We start from the raw sequence: 18,461 nt of genomic DNA, 5'->3' as shown, positions 1-18,461 counted from the left end.
AAGTCCTGGAAGCGATGAACAATGTTAACTTAGGCTCGGCAGAAACTGCCACTAGCCTCGCTCAAGTTAAACTATGTACGGAACTGCTCAACGAAACCGCAGCAGAACTTAAAAAGCTATCTTAATTCAAAACCCCGATCGCTCTGTGCACTTATCCAAACTGTCCCTATCTCTCGCGATCGCTTCTTTTATACTCTCTATTCTTGAAGTTAATCCACCGAAAGATATATGGCTCTCTCGGATATTTGGTGAAAAATGTAGCAATCAATACTAAATTTCTTAATCGTGAAAGCTCAAACCCTTGATTTTGCAAAGTCATAAGCATTACTTATCACCAAATATCCGAGAGAGCCAATCAGAAGTTCTGCTGGGGGGAATGAATCAGAGAAATAAAAATAGCCCGCAGTGGCGGGCTTTGTGTTTGTATTCTGATTGTTTGATATTAATGGCCGTGTTTGGAGTTGCGATCGCCCAATTTCGCTTTTTGCCGCTGGCGAATACCGGCCCGAACTGTTGCCATATCCACGGGAAAACCAACCACAGGAATCACCTGATCCTGGCGTTCCTTTTCCAGATTCTTGAGTTCGGTGTAATCTACCCAGTGAATGCAATTCACCGGACAAGTATCCATCGCCTCAGCAATCAATTCTTCAGAATCACCATCTTGTCGCACCACGCGCGATCGGCCGTAATCCGGTTCAATGTAAAAGGTATTCCGAGCAACATGAGCGCAATGCTTGCAACCAATGCAGGTAATCTCATCAACGTAGACACCTTTTTGCCGCAACACGCCACCCAACTCTGGTTCAAAACCAGTGCGATCGGGCGCATCTCGCAAAAAACCACCTAACTCTGGTTCAAAACCAGTGCGATCGCCCGCAGTCTCTATTTCAAGTCCAGAAATCTCCGACATTTCGACCTCTTCCAATAACAATAAGTCCGCACAGGCGGACTTTAGATTGTGAATTTATTTGATTGTGCAGCCACTGTTTGAAGCTAGACGCATCTAAGCGCACCAGCGCTGTACCACCAAGCGAATCGAACCATCTTGATTTTGCTTTTGTTCAGAAACTTGGAAACCCTGTTTGGCGCTCTCATTCACCACCGTATGGTAAGCATAGCGCTGAGTCACCTTGTTCAGAAAACGGTCTACAGACCAAGCTTGCTGCCAAAATTGCAAATCAGCCACCAATTCATACTCAGTTCCATTCCAGCTAAAACCTAAGTCATAGCCATTTTCCTGCTCAATAACCACCTCAGCGGTGCTAGTTAGTCCGCGATATCCCCGCACCTGTGTCGGGCCAGACTTCCAGTCGATACCTAAGTCGGTTAAAGCAGCTTCCAAAGAATTCAAATTGCGGATCTGGGTTTTAATTTGGCTAAAGTGTGACATGATGATTCCAAAAAAATTTAAGTGAACTTAACAAAAAAAGATTACCAATCGCTAAAAGCAACTTGGGTTGTGGCTTCGGCTGACTGATGCAGTGTTTGGGTGAAATATTCCGATGTAGACTCTTGATGAAGCACAACTCCAAGCTGGGCTTCGATCGCAGCCGTTACCTCAGCGCAGGATGCGCCCATAATGCCGGTGACTGTTTCCTGTACCCGGCCATCTGGATAAATCACAAACTCTAGTGTTTCCATAGTGTGTTATCGAACAGTGGCTGACTCAATAGGAATAGTGGGATTTAGACATCCGTAGCACTAGGCTAGGGAAGATGCCTGGGGCGTCGCTTCTTGAGGTTGGCGTAACTCGCAAACCCCTAAATCAATTTTGACGAATTGATAGGTTGCGAGTCACAACTTCACAAAAGTTATTAATATCTAGAAGCTTTACGTCAGTTATCTGTAAAGTTTCGCGTACTTTGTGACATCAGTCAATGGGATTTTAGATTTTAGATTATTGTAGAGGCGATCGCCTGGGATCGATAAAAAGATTCACAGTTTGTCAATATTGTCAATAAATTTTAGATTTTACACGCCCTGGGATGGTCTTGAGAGGGCTAGATATCTTGTTAAAATGATGAGTAAACCTGAATAATTTTTAGCAGAGGCGTAGTTGCTATGACCGTTGCATCCCAAAAAATGAGCCTTGAAGAGTATCTGAACTTTGATGATGGTACAGAGACTCGGTACGAACTGGAAAATGGAGAACTGATTGTTATGCCCCCAGAAAGCCAACTCAATTGCCGAATTGCCTCATTGCTATTTGCTCTATTCTTGCAACAGGGTATTCCATCTTATCGATTGATGATGAAGACTGAAATTGTGGTGAGTAGTTCGCGGGCTGGGAGTCGTTTACCGGATTTGATGGTGCTATCGGAGGAATTGGCTACGGCTTTGGAGGGGAGTAGCCGATCGACTATTATGAGCGATATGCCACCACCATTGCTGGTAGTAGAAGTGGTGAGTCCTCATCAAGAAAATCGAGATTATCGCTACAAACGTTCTGAGTATGCGGCGCGAGGGATTCCAGAGTATTGGATTGTTGACCCAATACAACAGCGGGTGACGGTGTTGGAGTGGGTTGAAGGTTTGTATGAAGAGGTTGTGTATACGGGTGATAGCGCGATCGTATCTCCTGTATTGGGCGTGTTGGAATTGACAGCTTCACGGCTATTGCAAGGCAGTTGAAAAAGTGGGTGAGATTCAATTTTAGATTAGTTAGAAATATTGTTAAAATGATGAGTACACCTGAACAATTATAAGAGGCGTAGTTGCTATGACCGTTGCATCCCAAAAAATGAGCCTTGAAGAGTATCTGAACTTTGATGATGGTACAGAGACTCGGTACGAACTGGAAAATGGAGAACTGATTGTTATGCCCCCAGAAAGCCAACTCAATTGCCGAATTGCCTCATTGCTATTTGCTCTATTCTTGCAACAGGGTATTCCATCTTATCGATTGATGATGAAGACTGAAATTGTGGTGAGTAGTTCGCGGGCTGGGAGTCGTTTACCGGATTTGATGGTGCTATCGGAGGAATTGGCTACGGCTTTGGAGGGGAGTAGCCGATCGACTATTATGAGCGATATGCCACCACCATTGCTGGTAGTAGAAGTGGTGAGTCCTCATCAAGAAAATCGAGATTATCGCTACAAACGTTCTGAGTATGCGGCGCGAGGGATTGCAGAGTATTGGATTGTTGACCCAATACAACAGCGGGTGACGGTGTTGGAGTGGGTTGAGGGTTTGTATGAAGAGGTTGTGTATACGGGTGATAGCGCGATCGCCTCCCCTGTGTTAGGCGTGTTGGAATTGACAGCCGAACGGCTATTGCAAGGACGTTGAAAAAGTGGGTGAGATTCAATTTTAGATTAGTTAGAAATATTGTTAAAATGATGAGTACACCTGAATATTTTTTACAAGAGGCGTGGTTGCTATGACCGTTGCATCCCAAAAAATGAGTCTTGAAGAGTATCTGAACTTTGATGATGGTACAGATACTCGGTACGAACTGGAAAATGGAGAACTGATTGTTATGCCCCCAGAAAGTGATCTGAATCAGCGAATTGCGATGTTTTTATTAGCTCTATTCTTGCAAAAGGGTATTCCATTTTATAGATTGAGAGTTGGGGCTGAAATTGTGGTGAGTAGTTCGCGGGTGGGGAGTCGTTTACCAGATTTGATGGTGTTATCGGAGGAATTGGCTACGGCTTTGGAGGGGAGTAGCCGATCGACTATTATGAGCGATATGCCACCACCATTGCTGGTAGTAGAAGTGGTGAGTCCTCATCAAGAAAATCGAGATTATCGCTACAAACGTTCTGAGTATGCGGCGCGAGGGATTCCAGAGTATTGGATTGTTGACCCAATACAACAGCGGGTGACGGTGTTGGAGTGGGTTGAGGGTTTGTATGAAGAGGTTGTGTATACGGGTGATAGCGCGATCGTATCTCCTGTATTGGGCGTGTTGGAATTGACAGCTTCACGGCTATTGCAAGGCCGTTGAAAAAGTGGGTGATATTCAATTTTAAATGAGTTAGAAATATTGTTAAAATGATGAGTAAACCTGAACAATTTTTAGCAGAGGCCTGGTTGCTATGACCGTTGCATCCCAAAAAATGAGTCTTGAAGAGTATCTGAACTTTGATGATGGTACAGAGACTCGGTACGAACTGGAAAATGGAGAACTGATTGTTATGCCCCCAGAAAGCGAACTCAATCGCCGAATTGCCTCATTGCTATATATATACTTTGCACAACAGGGTATTCCATCTCATCGATTGACGATGAAGACTGAAATTGTGGTGAGTAGTTCGCGGGCTGGGAGTCGTTTACCGGATTTGATGGTACTATCGGAGGAATTGGCTACGGCTTTGGAGGGGAGTAGGCGATCGACTATTATGATGGATATGCCACCGCCATTGCTGGTAGTAGAAGTGGTGAGTCCTCATCAAGAAAATCGAGATTATCGCTACAAACGTTCTGAGTATGCGGCGCGAGGGATTGCGGAGTATTGGATTGTTGACCCAATCCAGCAGCGGGTGACGGTGTTGGAGTGGGTTGAAGGTTTGTATGAAGAGGTTGTGTATACGGGTGAGAAGGCGATCGCCTCCCCTGTGTTGGGCGTGTTGGAACTGACGGCCGAACGGCTATTGCAAGGGCGTTAAAGGCTTCCATAAGCTGATTAATTCGTTTACAAGGACGAGCAATTCAGATACAGACTCATTAATTTCGGGAGTTTGAAATCCATGAATCACTAATGGGTGTCAGAAACCGGGTTTTTTCCGAAATACTTCGTTGCATTCCATAGATTTAGTGAAAAACCCGGTTTCTTTGATTGGATTGTATTCAAGACTATTTTACATCTTCTACTGCCACCTAAAAAAAAACTCAAGACTTAGGTAACATATAGATATAACCGGATTCATTTTTTGGCAAAATAACTTTGTAATCGATGGTATACCCCGATGCACCCATAATATCTATTGACTCACGCATAGCTTCACCACGACCAAAATCTAAAGTTTTTTTGAGTTCACCATCCACATAAATCTTGACAGATACACGAATCAAATTAGAGTTGTCAGGTAAACCGTAAGCTAGTTTGAGTTCACCTGGGTTTTTGATAATTTTACAGGTGATAGATCTGGGATTTGAAGAGGAAATGTAAAAACGGCTTGTAGGTTCCTCAGTGCGCTTGCCAATAGTAATTAAGTTATCATAGTTTTCGGCTGAATTTCCGTACATTTTTTGGCATCGAAATTCCTCGGTTGTACGAGTAGTAGGTTTGGGAGGTGCAGCAGGTGAAGAAGCAGCTAGAGTTGGTATTACTAAAGCAATAGCAAGACCTAAGAGAAAACCCAATTTAGGGCGATTAAATTTTCGAGAATTTTGGCTCATGATTTGTTTTTGGCTCGATTGACTTGACAACCCACATAAATATTAACGTCGCTAAATCTGAACACCCTGACTTACAAAAAACTTCAAGTTTATCAATGACACTCTTTAGCAATTGGTAAACCAGCTTTGAGTAAGTTTAATTTATCATGTCTAGGTAGAATATGATGTATCTGGTGTTACCCGATCGCCCCAAACAACATCTCCAACAGCCACCAAAAGCCCGATCGAGCTAAAATCCCAAATCTCAAATCTCAAATCCGATGACGGATGACTTCCTTAAAAGCGATTTAAGATAGAGAGAATAAGATCAACCAAAAATCCAAATGACATCAACCCTGCTCAAATCCTCAGCCCGATCGCCCATCAATGCTCCCACCATCCGCCATTTCCCCAATGGCCTCACCGTCATCGCCGAACACTTGCCGGTTGATGCGGTTAACCTTAGCATTTGGGTGAACTTGGGCTCCGCCGTCGAATCCGACGAAATCAACGGGATGGCTCACTTTTTAGAACACATGATTTTCAAGGGAACTCCCAGTATTCAAAGCGGAGAATTTGAGCGGGCGATCGAACAACGCGGCGCAGTCACCAATGCCGCCACCAGTCAGGATTACACAAACTACTACATCACCACAGCCCCCAAAGACTTTGCCGAACTAGCTCCCCTGCAAGTCGATGTGTTGCTAAATGCCAGCATTCCCGACGATGCCTTCGATCGCGAAAGACTGGTAGTCTTAGAAGAAATTAGGCGATCCGAAGACAATCCCGGCCGCCGCACCTATCAGCGATCGGTCCAAATAGCCTTTGAATCCTTACCCTATCGCCGTCCCGTCCTCGGCCCTAGCTCGGTGATCGAAAACCTTACCGCGCAACAAATGCGCGATTTCCACCGCAGCAGATATCAGCCCAGCGCCATGACAGCAGTGGCTGTAGGGAATTTACCCGTGGATCAATTAATTCAAATTGTGGCAGACAGTTTTTCGGCAAAAAGCACAGCACAAAACGGCAACATAGACATCGCGGCTGCCAAAAATGACTCAACACCCCAAACCCCGACATACTTTCCAGAATCGCCCTTGACAGAAACAGTCCGCCACGAGTTTGTCGATTCGGCTCTCCAGCAAGCCAGACTGATGATGATGTGGCGAGCACCCGGTTTCATTGACATCTCCGAAACCTATGCCCTAGACGTTTTAGCCACTATTTTAGGTCACGGGCGCACAACTCGCTTAGTTCAAGAGTTGCGAGAAGATAAGGGGCTAGTCTCGTCCATTTCTGTGAGCAACATGACTCAGCGACTAGGCGGTGTTTTCTCAATTTCCGCTCACCTGGTGGCGGAAAACTTGCCAGAAGTCGAAGCAGCCATTGTCCGACACATCCGCACTCTGCAAACTGAACTGGTGACAGATGCTGAAATTTCCCGCATCCGCACTCAAGTGGCAAATCGGTTTGTGTTTGGTAACGAAACTCCAAGCGATCGGGCAAGTTTGTACGGCTACTATCAGTCGATGGTAGGAGATATCGCTCCCGCCCTCAACTATACCGCTTGCATCCAAGCTCTGACTCCCACGGATATCCGGGATGCCGCCGTCAAATATTTGTCTCCCGATGCGATCGGCATACTGATCGTTCGCCCTTCCTGATTTTGCAGTCTCCCCTTGAAGGTTTTGTATCGAATCATGAATACAAAGCCTTTAACATAGGGGCGATCGACAAAACTATCGTAATTTTCTGAGAGGATAAGCTTGGAATTATTACACATGGGTGGGCAAGGATGAAATTACAAAACTTTCTAAAATCCCAAATGAGGTACGATGTCAAGGCGATCGCGGCTGACGACGAACTCAGTCGCCAAATTCAAACTCGCCTGATTGACTTGGGTTTACTCAAACCCCCCGTAGACGGCTTATTTGGTCCCCTCTCTACCGCCGCTCTCCATCGATTTCAAACCCTGATGAAGTGTGGCGAACTTGGTTTTTTGGGAGCAGTCACAGCCGAAAAGCTGATCGAGACCAAAAAGGGAGACATTCCCACACCTCCGATCGTCCTAAAAATCCTCAAAGACACAGTTTTTAAAGCAAAACCTCTGGCAACTTCTCAACTTCTTGACGCGGAAAAACAGTCAATACCAGCGGGAAAAGAGTTTGAACTGATTGCTTTTGCTCCCATTCGCGGCCACCTGAGAATTGCTTTGCGCAACCAGTCCTTTAAAGGTTCGGGGATTTGGTATGTTTTGGGAACCCAGGCTCAAGTTACTCAAGAAGGTGTGGTGCTCTATCCCAAAATAAATCCACCCACTGTCAGACTGGGAGTTCCTTACCGCTCCCAAATGGATAATTTTTACAATCCTAGTGGTTCTTGTAATGTAACTTCCATAGCAATGTGTCTGGATTTTTTGAGGATTGCGCGACGCAAAAAAACCGGGCAATTTGAGGACGAACTCTACGAATATGCGATCGCCAAAGGTTACAGTCGTTGGGAACCGTTGGATTTAGCAAAGATTGTCAAAGATTACGGCGCTCAAGATTACTTTACAGAAAATGCAACTATTCAGGACCTTAGAGATTGGCTAGCCAGTGGCAATCCGGCTGTGATCCACGGATATTTCACGTCTTTCGGTCATATCATCGTTGTAGTAGGTTATGACAGCGATGGATTCTTTGTTCACGACCCCTATGGAGAGTGGTTTCCCGATGGCTACGACACGAGTATTAGCGGTTCCTATTTGTATTATTCCGAGCGTTTAATCCGCAACGTTTGTATGCCTGACGGGAATTTCTGGGTTCATTTTATATCCAAATAATTGGGCATTGGGAATCGGGCATTGGGCATTGGGCATTGGTTATTAGTTATTAACATTAACTAATAACCAACAGTTAACAGTTAACAGCGAACAGTCAACAGCGAACAGTCAACTAACTATTAATTTTCATACTCAAATCCAGCCAAGTCGATCGCGTAATCGGAGCACTCGTAGAAATATAGTCAACTCCGGTTTCCGCCACACTCCGAATAGTTTCCAAAGTAACATTCCCGGAAGCTTCTATTTTCACCCGATCGCACTTTTCGCGAATTATTGCCACAGCCTGCCGCATCAGATCGCAGGACATATTGTCTAACATGATAATATCCGCCTTGTGCTGAAGAGCTGTCTCTACCTCAGCCAGAGTTTCCGTTTCAACTTCGATTGTCAGCGGATAGGGGATAGAATTGCGAATTAGGGCGATCGCCTCGGCAATTCCCCCAGCCGCCGCAATATGATTGTCTTTAATCATCACCGCGTCATCTAATCCCATCCGATGATTGCAAGCACCGCCGATTTGAGTCGCGTATTTTTCCAACAATCGCAACCCCGGTGTTGTCTTGCGGGTATCCACCAATTGCACGGGCAAATCGGCAATTTTGTCAACATATTTCTGAGTTAAAGTAGCGATGCCGCTCAAACGCATTGCCAAGTTTAATGCTACTCTTTCTCCGGTTAGCAGCGCGTCGAAATTGCCGGAAATCTCGGCAATTACTTCTCCTTTTTCGCACAGTTTCCCTTCGGGTACTTGGGGGATGAAACTGAGGTTGCTGTCTAAAAGTTTAAATGTGCGATGTGCGATCGGCAATCCGGCTATGACTCCAGCTTCTTTGACTATCCATTTAGCAGTACCCTGGATGCTGTTTGCGGGGAATAAGGCCGATGTTGTGCGATCGCCCCTACCGATATCTTCTAGCAGCCAGTTGTGCAATAGGGTGTCTAAAACTATCCAAGGTGGCAATATTGCTGTCATGTTTTTGTCGGTTGTTATATCGATAGGAATTACGCATCAAAACCCAAGAAACCGGGTTTTTGCCAGAGAATCGGGCTGTAACAAAGGATATCGGAAAAAACCCGGTTTCTGACTTTACGCATCATAACCAAAGAAACCGGGTTTTTGTGATTGAATCGGGCTGTAACAAAGTATCTCGGAAAAAACCCGGTTTCTGACTACCCGTGCGTCTAGGACTGCTACTAGGAAGAATAATCGATCGCGTAATTTTCGGCAAGTTGCAGAATGATGATTAGTGGGATTTTGGGCGATCGGGGGCTAGATAATGGGTTATTCTGTTGCTGACATTTGGTTTTGGTGGTTTAATGGAGTAGAAAGGGCGATCGCGAGTAAAAACAATGATACAGCCAGTCATTTTAGAAAAACTAGCAGAACTCCCTGAGTCTCTTCAGACAGAAGTGCTTCATTACATTGAGTTTTTGATTGAAAAGCAGGCTAAAAACTTAAGTCAAGAAAAGCCAACAAAGCGAGGCGGACTTGGAATGTGGAAAGGTAAAATCTGGATGTCTGATGATTTTGATGAGCCGCTTGAGGATATGAAGGAATATATGGATACTCAGCATTAGATTACTTTAAGGTTATTAGTGATACGGTCAATTTCAACAAGAGAAAACAAATGAACCTAAAAAAAATAATTAGTGATTTAATGAATTCCATCGGCAGTGAAAACCTTAGTTCCATACTGCGTGATTCTGGTGAAGTGGTACTTGACAATGTTTTAAACGAAGGTGTACTTCGTGATATTCCATTTTGTAATTTCGCTGTTTCTGCATACAAATTAAAGGTTGAAAACGACTATAGATCCTTCATCAAGAAGGTCACAAACTTCTTAGAAGAGCTACCTAATGTATCCCATGAGGAAGCTCAGAATTTTGTTGAATCTATTGAACAAAATCCCAAGGAAAAGCGTATATTTGAAGAAATTTTATTACTGCTAATTGACCGTGCAGACAGCCTTGAAAAACCATCAATTTTAGGAAGATTACTCAAGCACCACATCCTCAGAAATATATCCTATGATGACGCAATGCGATTATCATCCATAGTCGATCGTGTATATATGCCTCACTTAAATTACCTGACTAGCTTTACATATGGTATCCAGAGCAATCCGAATATTGCTGCGAGTCTTCAAAGTGCTGGACTACTTAATTTGGCTGGTATAGATGGTGGAAATTTGGATGAACCTTGTTCTGAAGGCCTTATTTATGAATTAAATGATTATGGAAAAATGTTATTAAAATATGGCTTAGATTCAGCAATCTAACAATTTAGATGCAGCCGATAATTCCAAAATTATAACTAATCTTCATAAGGTTAAATAATTCCCTTGCTTTGATTAGTCATGATGCGGCTTCTGATGCCTATAACCTTACGCAAATATGGTCACAATAAATACAAATATACTATTTGCCTTGCTAATTGACAACGAACATGATAAAATAAAACTCAGATTTTCCGCATTCTTCTTGCTATCAAGGCTTCACACGTAATTACTATCTAAACTGGGAGTTTGAATATGCCTGCTTCTGACGAGACAAATAAGGCGGTTAACCGCAATGAAGCTTTACTAACAGAAATTCTAAAAATTCTTGATAGTCTCCCCAGCATTGTTCCATTTAAAGACAAAATTGAAGAGTACCTGAATACTTTACGCTCTGCTATGCTAGGACTACGATCGCCAAGGATCATGGTAATTGGTCGATCTAGAGCTGGTAAATCATCATTAATTAATGCAATATGCGGGTTGAAAGTTGCAGAAGTGAGTGATACAAAGCCAGAGACAGGCAAGGCTGAATGGAAAGATTATCATCATGACGGTGTTGATTTACTACATATTCTGGACACACGCGGTTTAGAGGAAGCAGCAGATCCAAGGCAAGCCGATCCAGCAAAAACTCCATTTGAAAGCATCATGCAAGCTGTAAACAAAGAGTGCCCAGATGTTGTTCTTTTTATCTGCAAGGCGACAGAAGTTCATAGTGGTAGTCAAAAAGATATTGACATTTGTACATTGATTCTCACGGAAATTAAGAACAAGTATAGACGCGAGTTACCCGTGATTGGAGTTTTAACCAAGTGTGATGAATTAGCTCCTCCAAGGGTTACTTTACCCACAGATAACGAGAGAAAAAATCGCAATATTGACGCAGAAGTTAAAAATTTATATGGTTATTTACAACAGCGAGAGAAGTTGCGTTTTCATATAAAGGAGGTTGTTCCAACCGTTGCATATGCTGAGTATGAAGATGGCAGAAATGGCTTGATACTTCCTGACGAGGACTACCGATGGAATATCACTAAATTAGTTGAAACAATGATCAAATATACGCCAAGAGAAACACGCAGCTCTTTGGCACGAATGGCACACCTTGCAGAGTTTCAACTCACTGCTGCTAATACAGTTGTTGCAGCCTGTTCTGGATTGAGTGGTGTTGTCTCCGCAATCCCGATACCTGGTGCAGCAATACCAGCGGTTGCGGCTATTCAAACTTTTATGGTGATGTATATCGGTTGGCTGAGTGGTCGGGAGTTTTCGGAACAAACAGTCAAAGATTTTGCGGTAACTTTGGGAGTAGCTGCTGGTGCAGATGCTGGAATGCGGGGCATCGCTGACATCGCTTTGAAGTTCATACCTGGTTGGGGTAGCGTGTTGTCTGCGGGAGCTAGTACAATTGCTACAAAGGGTTTGGGGGATACAGCAATCGCTTATTTTCTCAATAACGGTAAAGCCCACTCTTGACTACTAAAATAAGGGCGATCGCCTGTGATGATTGTGTTAAAATAAAGACCACTGAAAGAGGCAATTGTTATGACTATTCGTGAGATCGCGATCGCCAAATTGCAGCAACTTCCAGAATCATTATTGCCAGAAGTCAGCGAATTCATCGACTTTGTGATGCACAAGCACCAAAATAGAATAGCTGAACCCAAACTCCCAGACGATATTGCTAAAGCTTGGGCAAAATGGTTCGAGGAGGTCGATCGCTTGGAAGTAACGACTAATGAGCCTGAGAGCGAATTTAAGCTACAGTAAAAGCTATATTTTCTAGCACTACATTAGGTACATTTCCACTACCTAAAACCTGTGTAGCATCTAAAACTTCTATCCCTACCAATAACTCATTTTCCCCAATATTTAAAGCAATTTCCTCAGTTAACTGTAAAGTGCGACACTGATGCTTACCTTCTACAAGTCTAATATAGAGAGCATCAATTTCGGAATCATAACTAATCTTCATAAAGTTTTACCTCTTATTCTTCAGTCCGCGAAGGCGGACTTCGTTTGTGTAGAAGCGGTTTCAACCGCCGAGTGATCGAGCAAATGACTAACAACTCCCCAAAAAACTAAAGCTCCTTTCCGTTGTTGCGGGAAAAGAACTTTAATTTATTATTAACCTGGCACCGAGCTATTTTACCGGGCAGTGACCCGCCGAGTATCTTCGCCATAGCAACGTTTAACAACCGAGTTCGGGATGGATCGGAGTGGTTCCATTACATCATAAGCACCAGGAAAGCTTTGAAAACTTTGAATCCTGTGTCTGCGTTAAACTTGATGCGCTGCATCTTTTTCGCTCGACTTCATTACATTACCAAACTACCCTAAGTTTGTCAACCCCTTGGTGAAAAGTTTTTTTTCGATCATGTCCTGAAGTCCGATGAGAGGCGAGAAACCGGGTTTTTACGAAAATATTTCGTTGCAGGCGACAGATTCGGAAAAAACCCGGTTTCTGGGAGTCTGAGCGCATCAGTCCGATCGCAAATCCAAAAACCCAGCATCCACACCCTACTCTCTGCGAATCTTCGCATCCTTCTCAAACCACGCCACAACCTGCTTAACTGTTAATTGCTCGATCGCCCCTCCCGATTCCACAGCAATTTGCCTCAAAGGTCGCAAAGACGCAACCACCAAATTCGTAAAAAAGTTTTCAAAACTAGCATCAAGCTCGATCGACCCTTTAATACTCTCATCATTCCTAACCCAATCCATCACTTGCCCATTTGTCACCTCAGCCACCGGCAAACCAGTCTCCCCAGCAATTTGCTTCAACACCCTCAAAGCATAAATAGCCAGCCGCGCCGAAAACTTCTCCTTCGACGACAGCAGCGCCATATCAACTTCCGCGCACTCTTCCGGCTTTAAAAAATCAGATTCCATAGTTATTGGTTATTTGTTATTGGTTATTTGTTATTGGTTATTGGTTATTTGTTACTACTGCCAACTGACAACTATCAACAGCCTACTGACAACAGTCAACTGTCAACTGACAACTAACTTCTTCCTAGCAATCAAATAACCGCAGCGATGTTCTCCATCAATAATCCAGTGAGTCCGCTCCACAGTACAATCCGGCAACACAGCCGCAAACATCTCCAACTCATTGCCACAGACACTGGGAAAAGTTTCGGCCACATTAGAAATAGCACAATTGTGTTCCATAAACACAAAACGATCGCCCTTAGCATTAAAAGCAGAATTACGATCGTCCACAGGATAACACTCAGCCATATAACCTTCAGCCTTGCGAAGTTCAACCAACCCACTCACCCGCTCTTGCAGCGAACCCGCACCCACCAAGCGGCGGTACTCCATCGCCTTGCGTTCCCACTGCTTTTGCAGAATCGAAATCACCTGCTCGCGGCCAACAGTTTCAGCCAAAGTATCCAGCAAAGAAACCGCAAAATCCCCATAACGATTCCCGAAGCGATCGCGGCCCAAACTGGTAAGCTCGTAAATATGCTGCGGCCGCCCCATACCAGCCTGCACCGACTGATACTGAATCAGCCCCTCCCCCTCCAAATCCTTCAAATGACGGCGAATCGCTTGGGGGCTGATATCCAAAGCCTCCGCCAACTCAAGAGCAGTCCCTTGACCACCCTTAAGCAAAAACTGCAAGATGTCTTGTTTAGTGGAAGTCTGCTGAGTCTGCATCATCTTCACAAAAAAATATTTCTGAGACTTTGACAATATCACTATTGTTAATGTAGCTTAAAATATAGTTAAGCAACAGATTTGTTGTTTAACTCAACAGAGCAGTCCAGCAGAACTCGCTCAAGCCCAGACAGCCATTAGCCCGTCTGCCATCTTTGAGAGCACTATCTAGAACACTGAACACGCAAAATCATGAGCTCTACAGTCACAACCCTCGTCAACCAACCCTACAAATACGGCTTCGTCACCGACATCGAGTCAGACACCATCCCCCGCGGCTTGAGCGAAGATGTAGTGCGGCTGATTTCCTCCAAGAAAAACGAACCGGAATTCATGCTGCAATTCCGCCTCAAAGCATACCGCAAGTGGCTGACCATGACCGAGCCCACCTGGCCTCATGTCAACTATCCGGCGATCGACTACCAACAAATTATCTACTATTCAGCGCCAAAACAAAAGCCCAAAAAACTCAACAGCTTAGATGAAGTTGACCCGACACTACTAGAAACCTTCGAGAAACTAGGCATTCCCCTCTCCGAACAAAAGCGCCTGGGAAATGTCGCCGTCGATGCCGTTTTCGACAGCGTTTCCATCGCCACCACATTTAGAGAAAAACTAGCCAAAGACGGCGTTATCTTCTGTTCCATCTCCGAAGCAGTCAAAGATTATCCCGAACTCATAGAAAAATATCTCGGCAGCGTTGTACCCGTTGGCGACAACTTTTTCGCAGCCCTCAACTCCGCCGTATTCAGCGACGGTTCCTTCGTGTACATCCCCAAAGGCGTCAAATGCCCCATGGAATTATCCACCTATTTTCGCATCAACAACGGAGATTCCGGCCAGTTCGAGCGCACCCTAATTGTCGCAGAAGAAAACAGCTCTGTTTCTTACCTCGAAGGCTGCACCGCACCGATGTTTGACACCAACCAACTACACGCCGCCGTCGTGGAATTGGTAACAATGGACAATGCTGATATCAAATATTCAACAGTACAAAACTGGTACGCCGGCGATGTAAATGGCAAAGGTGGGATTTACAACTTTGTGACTAAGCGTGGCCTATGTCAAGGAGTCAATTCCAAGATTTCTTGGACGCAAGTAGAAACAGGTTCCGCGATTACTTGGAAATATCCCAGTTGCGTATTAGTCGGCGACAACTCCGTAGGCGAATTCTACTCAGTAGCCCTGACAAACAACAAACAGCAAGCTGACACCGGCACCAAAATGATCCACGTCGGCAAAAACACTCGCAGCACAATTATTTCCAAGGGAATTTCCGCCGGCAATTCTGCCAACAGCTATCGAGGCTTAGTGAAAATGGGGCCGAGTGCTAAAGGCGCTCGGAATTATTCTCAGTGCGATTCCATGCTGATTGGCGATAACGCTCAAGCGAATACTTTCCCCTATATTCAAGTGCAGAACCATACTGCTAAAGTGGAACATGAAGCTTCGACTTCTAAAATTGGTGAAGAGCAATTGTTCTTCTTCGCCCAGCGGGGAATTTCCGCAGAAAATGCGATTTCTATGATGATTAGCGGTTTCTGCAAAGATGTTTTCAATCAGTTACCAATGGAATTTGCGGCGGAAGCTGACAAGCTATTGAGCCTGAAGCTCGAAGGAAGTGTCGGGTAGAAGGAAGGAAGGAAGAAGGAAGGAAGGAAGAAGGAAGAAGGAAGAAGGAAGAAAATTTATCGAACTTTTTTCTTTCTTCTCAACTCCCGAAGCCTCGTTACCAGACAGAACCCATTGGTGAGAAATTAAGACTGCAACCAATAAATAATGTCGCTTTTATTCGAGTCTAGATCCCCCTAAATCCCCCTTAAGAAGGGGGACTTTGAGAATACTTATTCTGTCCCCCCTTCCTTAATAAGGAACGAATAAATAATGTCGCTTTTATTCGAGTCTAGATCCCCCTAAATCCCCCTTAAGAAGGGGGACTTTGAGAATACTTCTTCTGTCCCCCCTTCCTTAATAAGGAGGACTTTGAGAATACTTCTTCTGTCCCCCCTTCCTTAATAAGGGGAGTAGTGGTTGACCTTGAGAACACTCTTGTCCCCCCCTTCTTAAGGGGGGCTAGGGGGGATCGAGACTTCGATACAAACAAAAGAGACGCTAGGTTTTACCTTAAACTGTCACCAATGAGCAGAGCCTAGAAACAAGAGTAAAAAACTGTAAACTCCATTGAGGCAAAGGAAAAAAAGAGATGATTGTTGAAAATAGTCAAGTGGTATTGTCAGTCCGAAACTTAACTGCGAATGTCGAAGATACCCAAATCCTAAAAGGTTTGAACCTAGAAATTAAATCCGGCGAAATCCACGCCATCATGGGCCCAAACGGTTCAGGAAAAAGCACCTTATCCAAAATCTTAGCCGGCCATCCTGCTTATACGGTAACAGGCGGAGAAGTCACCTTTTTAGGGCAAAATTTACTAGAATTAGCACCAGAAGAACGCTCTCTGGCTGGCGTGTTTCTAGCTTTCCAATATCCTTTAGAAATTCCGGGTGTCAGCAATCTCGATTTCTTGCGCGTGGCTTACAACGCTCACCTGAAACATCGCGGCTTGGAAGAATTAGATGCTTTTGATTTCCAAGATTTGATAGAGCAAAAACTGGATATTGTCAAGATGAATTCGGCTTTTTTAGACCGCAGCGTGAATGAGGGTTTTTCCGGTGGCGAGAAAAAACGCAACGAGATTTTGCAAATGGCGCTTTTAGAACCGAAGTTAGCCATTTTGGATGAGACAGATTCTGGTTTGGATATCGATGCTCTCAAGATTGTCGCTGGCGGTGTGAATCAATTGTCAACTCCCGAAAATTGTATGTTGGTGATTACTCACTATCAGCGGTTGTTGAATTACATTATCCCTGATTTTATTCACGTCATGGAAGGTGGCAGAATTATCTTGACTGGCCCGAAAGAGTTGGCGCTGGAATTGGAAGAACGCGGTTATGACTGGGTTGTGGAAGAAGAAGCAGCAGGAGTAGGCGCGCGATGATTAATACTCAGGTTGCTACTAGAGAAATGTTTTTGGCTGGTTTGGTAAATCAGTGCGAAAAGTTGGGCGCAGCTAATGCCAAAACAGCCGTTTTCGGGTTGCAGGAATTGCGAGATGCTGCGGCTGAATACGTGCTGGCTGCCAGTTTTCCGACGGTGAAGGATGAAGAATGGCGATTTACTGATTTGTCTCCGCTGTTACCAATTCAGTTTAATGTACCCCAGAGTAATCAGTCAGCAATTAAGTTGTCTGATATTACTATGCCTGTGAAAAACAAGGACGATTTACCTTTAAGATTGGTATTTGTCAACGGTATTTATGCGCCGGATTTGTCAGCGGTGAATTTGCCGGACTTTTATGTAGGTAATCTCTCCAATGCACCGGAAAAATATCAGGCGCGAATCGCCGATGTTTTGAGCCAGCACAGACAACAAACTGAAGTATTTACTGCTTTAAATATCGCGGGTTTAGTGGATTCTGCGGTGGTGTTCGTGCCGGCCAATATGTCGATCGCCCTTCCGATTCATTTGCTGTTCCTGACCGCACCAGGGGCATCTCCCACGATGTGTCAGCCACACTGTGTGGTTATAGCAGAGCCTGGAAGCAATGTCACGCTAATTGAAGACTACGCCACTATTGGTAATATGGCGGCATTTACGAATGCTGTCACCGATGTGGTTGTCGGCGAAAATGCTGCGGTGAATCATGTTCGACTCCAACGGGAAGGTGGGGATGTTGTTCATATTGGCAAAAGTGCGATCGACCAATCTCGCAATAGCCGTTATACTTGTCATGCTATCAGCTTGGGCGGCAAAATATCCCGGCACAATTTAGAAGTATTTCAGCATGGCGAAGCGACTGAAACAACTCTAAATGGTTTAACCGTAGCCTTTGGCGAACAAATATCCGACACTCACAGCTTGATTAATTTCAATCATCCCCACGGTACAAGCCGTCAACTGCACAAGTGCATTATCGGTAACAGAGCTCGTGCTGTATTTAACGGCAAAGTTTTTGTTCACAAAGCCGCACAATTGACAGATGCGGGACAGTTGAGCCGGAATTTGTTGCTGTCATCAAGAGCCCGCGTAGACACTAAACCGCAGTTGGAAATTGTGGCTGACAACGTTAAATGTTCCCACGGTGCAACAGTCAGCCAATTAGAAGACGATGAACTTTTCTACTTGCAAAGTCGCGGTTTAGATTTAGAGAGAAGCCGCTATTTGCTAATCGATGCTTTTGCGGCAGAAATTTTGGATAAATTGCCAATTCTGGGAGTAGCAAAAATGCTTTCTACCTGCGTGGCTATCCAAAATTAACTCATATTTGAACAGCCTGTAGGGGCGGGTTTCACGAATAATCATTGCTTAA

Annotated in this window: 21 protein-coding genes and 1 rRNA gene; 13 read left to right on the top strand and 9 right to left on the bottom strand. The window is 44.4% G+C overall.

Annotated elements, in window-relative coordinates; translation table 11 throughout:
• Positions 1-442 precede the first annotated feature (442 nt).
• The 3 genes from AAFP11_RS06780 to AAFP11_RS06770 all read right to left on the bottom strand — a co-directional run bounded on the left by AAFP11_RS06780 (position 443) and on the right by AAFP11_RS06770 (position 1,644).
• A complete protein-coding gene (locus tag AAFP11_RS06780) occupies positions 443-913 on the bottom strand; it encodes a ferredoxin (RefSeq protein WP_341736334.1) in 471 nt (156 codons plus the stop codon).
• 93 nt (positions 914-1,006) lie between these two features.
• Entirely contained in the window at positions 1,007-1,393 is a 387-nt protein-coding gene (locus AAFP11_RS06775) for a DUF1257 domain-containing protein (protein WP_341736333.1), read from the bottom strand.
• Between the two features lie 41 nt (positions 1,394-1,434).
• Positions 1,435-1,644: a DUF2997 domain-containing protein gene (locus tag AAFP11_RS06770; protein ID WP_341736332.1), complete on the bottom strand. Its 210-nt coding sequence runs from the start codon at positions 1,642-1,644 to the stop codon at positions 1,435-1,437.
• A 420-nt stretch (positions 1,645-2,064) separates the two neighbouring features.
• On the opposite strand from AAFP11_RS06770, the gene AAFP11_RS06765 reads away from it, so the two are divergent.
• From AAFP11_RS06765 to AAFP11_RS06750, 4 genes are all read left to right on the top strand, one after another.
• Entirely contained in the window at positions 2,065-2,634 is a 570-nt protein-coding gene (locus AAFP11_RS06765; protein ID WP_341736331.1) for a Uma2 family endonuclease, read from the top strand.
• Between the two features lie 88 nt (positions 2,635-2,722).
• Complete coding sequence (locus AAFP11_RS06760) at positions 2,723-3,292, top strand: Uma2 family endonuclease (RefSeq protein ID WP_341736330.1); 570 nt, start codon at positions 2,723-2,725, stop codon at positions 3,290-3,292.
• A 91-nt stretch (positions 3,293-3,383) separates the two neighbouring features.
• A complete protein-coding gene (locus AAFP11_RS06755; protein WP_341736329.1) occupies positions 3,384-3,953 on the top strand; it encodes a Uma2 family endonuclease in 570 nt (189 codons plus the stop codon).
• Positions 3,954-4,044: 91 nt separating this feature from the next.
• Positions 4,045-4,614: a Uma2 family endonuclease gene (locus tag AAFP11_RS06750; RefSeq protein WP_341736328.1), complete on the top strand. Its 570-nt coding sequence runs from the start codon at positions 4,045-4,047 to the stop codon at positions 4,612-4,614.
• Positions 4,615-4,837: 223 nt separating this feature from the next.
• Here AAFP11_RS06750 and AAFP11_RS06745 read toward each other — a convergent pair whose 3' ends face one another.
• Complete coding sequence (locus tag AAFP11_RS06745; RefSeq protein ID WP_341736327.1) at positions 4,838-5,347, bottom strand: hypothetical protein; 510 nt, start codon at positions 5,345-5,347, stop codon at positions 4,838-4,840.
• A gap of 323 nt (positions 5,348-5,670) precedes the next feature.
• Between AAFP11_RS06745 and AAFP11_RS06740 the strand changes: the two genes are divergently transcribed.
• Positions 5,671-6,990, top strand: a complete 1,320-nt coding sequence (locus AAFP11_RS06740) for a pitrilysin family protein (protein ID WP_341736326.1) — start codon at positions 5,671-5,673, stop codon at positions 6,988-6,990.
• A 131-nt stretch (positions 6,991-7,121) separates the two neighbouring features.
• Positions 7,122-8,150 carry a C39 family peptidase gene (locus AAFP11_RS06735; RefSeq protein ID WP_341736325.1) on the top strand — a complete coding sequence of 343 codons (1,029 nt, stop codon included), beginning with the start codon at positions 7,122-7,124 and terminating at the stop codon, positions 8,148-8,150.
• Between the two features lie 112 nt (positions 8,151-8,262).
• Here the strand turns inward: AAFP11_RS06735 and nadC are convergent, their stop codons facing one another.
• Positions 8,263-9,123, bottom strand: a complete 861-nt coding sequence (nadC, locus tag AAFP11_RS06730) for a carboxylating nicotinate-nucleotide diphosphorylase (protein WP_341736324.1) — start codon at positions 9,121-9,123, stop codon at positions 8,263-8,265.
• Between the two features lie 377 nt (positions 9,124-9,500).
• On the opposite strand from nadC, the gene AAFP11_RS06725 reads away from it, so the two are divergent.
• The 4 genes from AAFP11_RS06725 (at position 9,501) to AAFP11_RS06710 (ending at position 12,199) form a co-directional block, all read left to right on the top strand.
• A complete protein-coding gene (locus tag AAFP11_RS06725) occupies positions 9,501-9,728 on the top strand; it encodes a DUF2281 domain-containing protein (protein ID WP_341736323.1) in 228 nt (75 codons plus the stop codon).
• 50 nt (positions 9,729-9,778) lie between these two features.
• Positions 9,779-10,429 carry a hypothetical protein gene (locus AAFP11_RS06720; protein WP_341736322.1) on the top strand — a complete coding sequence of 217 codons (651 nt, stop codon included), beginning with the start codon at positions 9,779-9,781 and terminating at the stop codon, positions 10,427-10,429.
• Positions 10,430-10,681: 252 nt separating this feature from the next.
• A complete protein-coding gene (locus AAFP11_RS06715) occupies positions 10,682-11,905 on the top strand; it encodes a GTPase (protein ID WP_341736321.1) in 1,224 nt (407 codons plus the stop codon).
• Positions 11,906-11,974: 69 nt separating this feature from the next.
• Positions 11,975-12,199, top strand: coding sequence for a hypothetical protein (locus AAFP11_RS06710; RefSeq protein ID WP_341736320.1), 225 nt, complete (start codon positions 11,975-11,977; stop codon positions 12,197-12,199).
• On the opposite strand, the gene AAFP11_RS06705 is transcribed toward AAFP11_RS06710, so the two are convergent.
• The 4 genes from AAFP11_RS06705 to sufR form a co-directional block, all read right to left on the bottom strand.
• Positions 12,186-12,404: a DUF2283 domain-containing protein gene (locus tag AAFP11_RS06705; protein WP_341736319.1), complete on the bottom strand. Its 219-nt coding sequence runs from the start codon at positions 12,402-12,404 to the stop codon at positions 12,186-12,188. The two genes, AAFP11_RS06710 and AAFP11_RS06705, sit on opposite strands and share 14 nt — an antisense overlap.
• 155 nt (positions 12,405-12,559) lie before the next feature.
• Positions 12,560-12,676, bottom strand: a 5S ribosomal RNA gene (rrf, locus tag AAFP11_RS06700).
• A 273-nt stretch (positions 12,677-12,949) separates the two neighbouring features.
• Positions 12,950-13,321, bottom strand: a complete 372-nt coding sequence (locus tag AAFP11_RS06695; RefSeq protein WP_341736318.1) for a hypothetical protein — start codon at positions 13,319-13,321, stop codon at positions 12,950-12,952.
• Between the two features lie 102 nt (positions 13,322-13,423).
• Positions 13,424-14,098, bottom strand: a complete 675-nt coding sequence (gene sufR / locus AAFP11_RS06690; protein ID WP_341736337.1) for an iron-sulfur cluster biosynthesis transcriptional regulator SufR — start codon at positions 14,096-14,098, stop codon at positions 13,424-13,426.
• Between the two features lie 189 nt (positions 14,099-14,287).
• Between sufR and sufB the strand changes: the two genes are divergently transcribed.
• The 3 genes from sufB to sufD all read left to right on the top strand — a co-directional run bounded on the left by sufB (position 14,288) and on the right by sufD (position 18,409).
• Positions 14,288-15,727 (top strand): Fe-S cluster assembly protein SufB, encoded by a 1,440-nt coding sequence (sufB, locus tag AAFP11_RS06685; protein WP_341736317.1) that lies wholly within the window; start codon positions 14,288-14,290, stop codon positions 15,725-15,727.
• 571 nt (positions 15,728-16,298) lie between these two features.
• Positions 16,299-17,090 carry a Fe-S cluster assembly ATPase SufC gene (sufC, locus tag AAFP11_RS06680; protein ID WP_341736316.1) on the top strand — a complete coding sequence of 264 codons (792 nt, stop codon included), beginning with the start codon at positions 16,299-16,301 and terminating at the stop codon, positions 17,088-17,090.
• On the top strand, positions 17,087-18,409 hold the full coding sequence (gene sufD, locus AAFP11_RS06675) for a Fe-S cluster assembly protein SufD (RefSeq protein ID WP_341736315.1): 1,323 nt from the start codon (positions 17,087-17,089) through the stop codon (positions 18,407-18,409). Before sufC ends, sufD begins: the two co-directional genes overlap by 4 nt.
• Positions 18,410-18,461 lie beyond the last annotated feature (52 nt).

The organism is Microcoleus sp. CAWBG640 (assembly GCF_020883015.1).
In the GTDB taxonomy this organism is placed as follows: Bacteria; Cyanobacteriota; Cyanobacteriia; order Cyanobacteriales; family Microcoleaceae; genus Microcoleus; species Microcoleus anatoxicus.
This window is presented reverse-complemented; position numbering and strand designations above follow the sequence as displayed.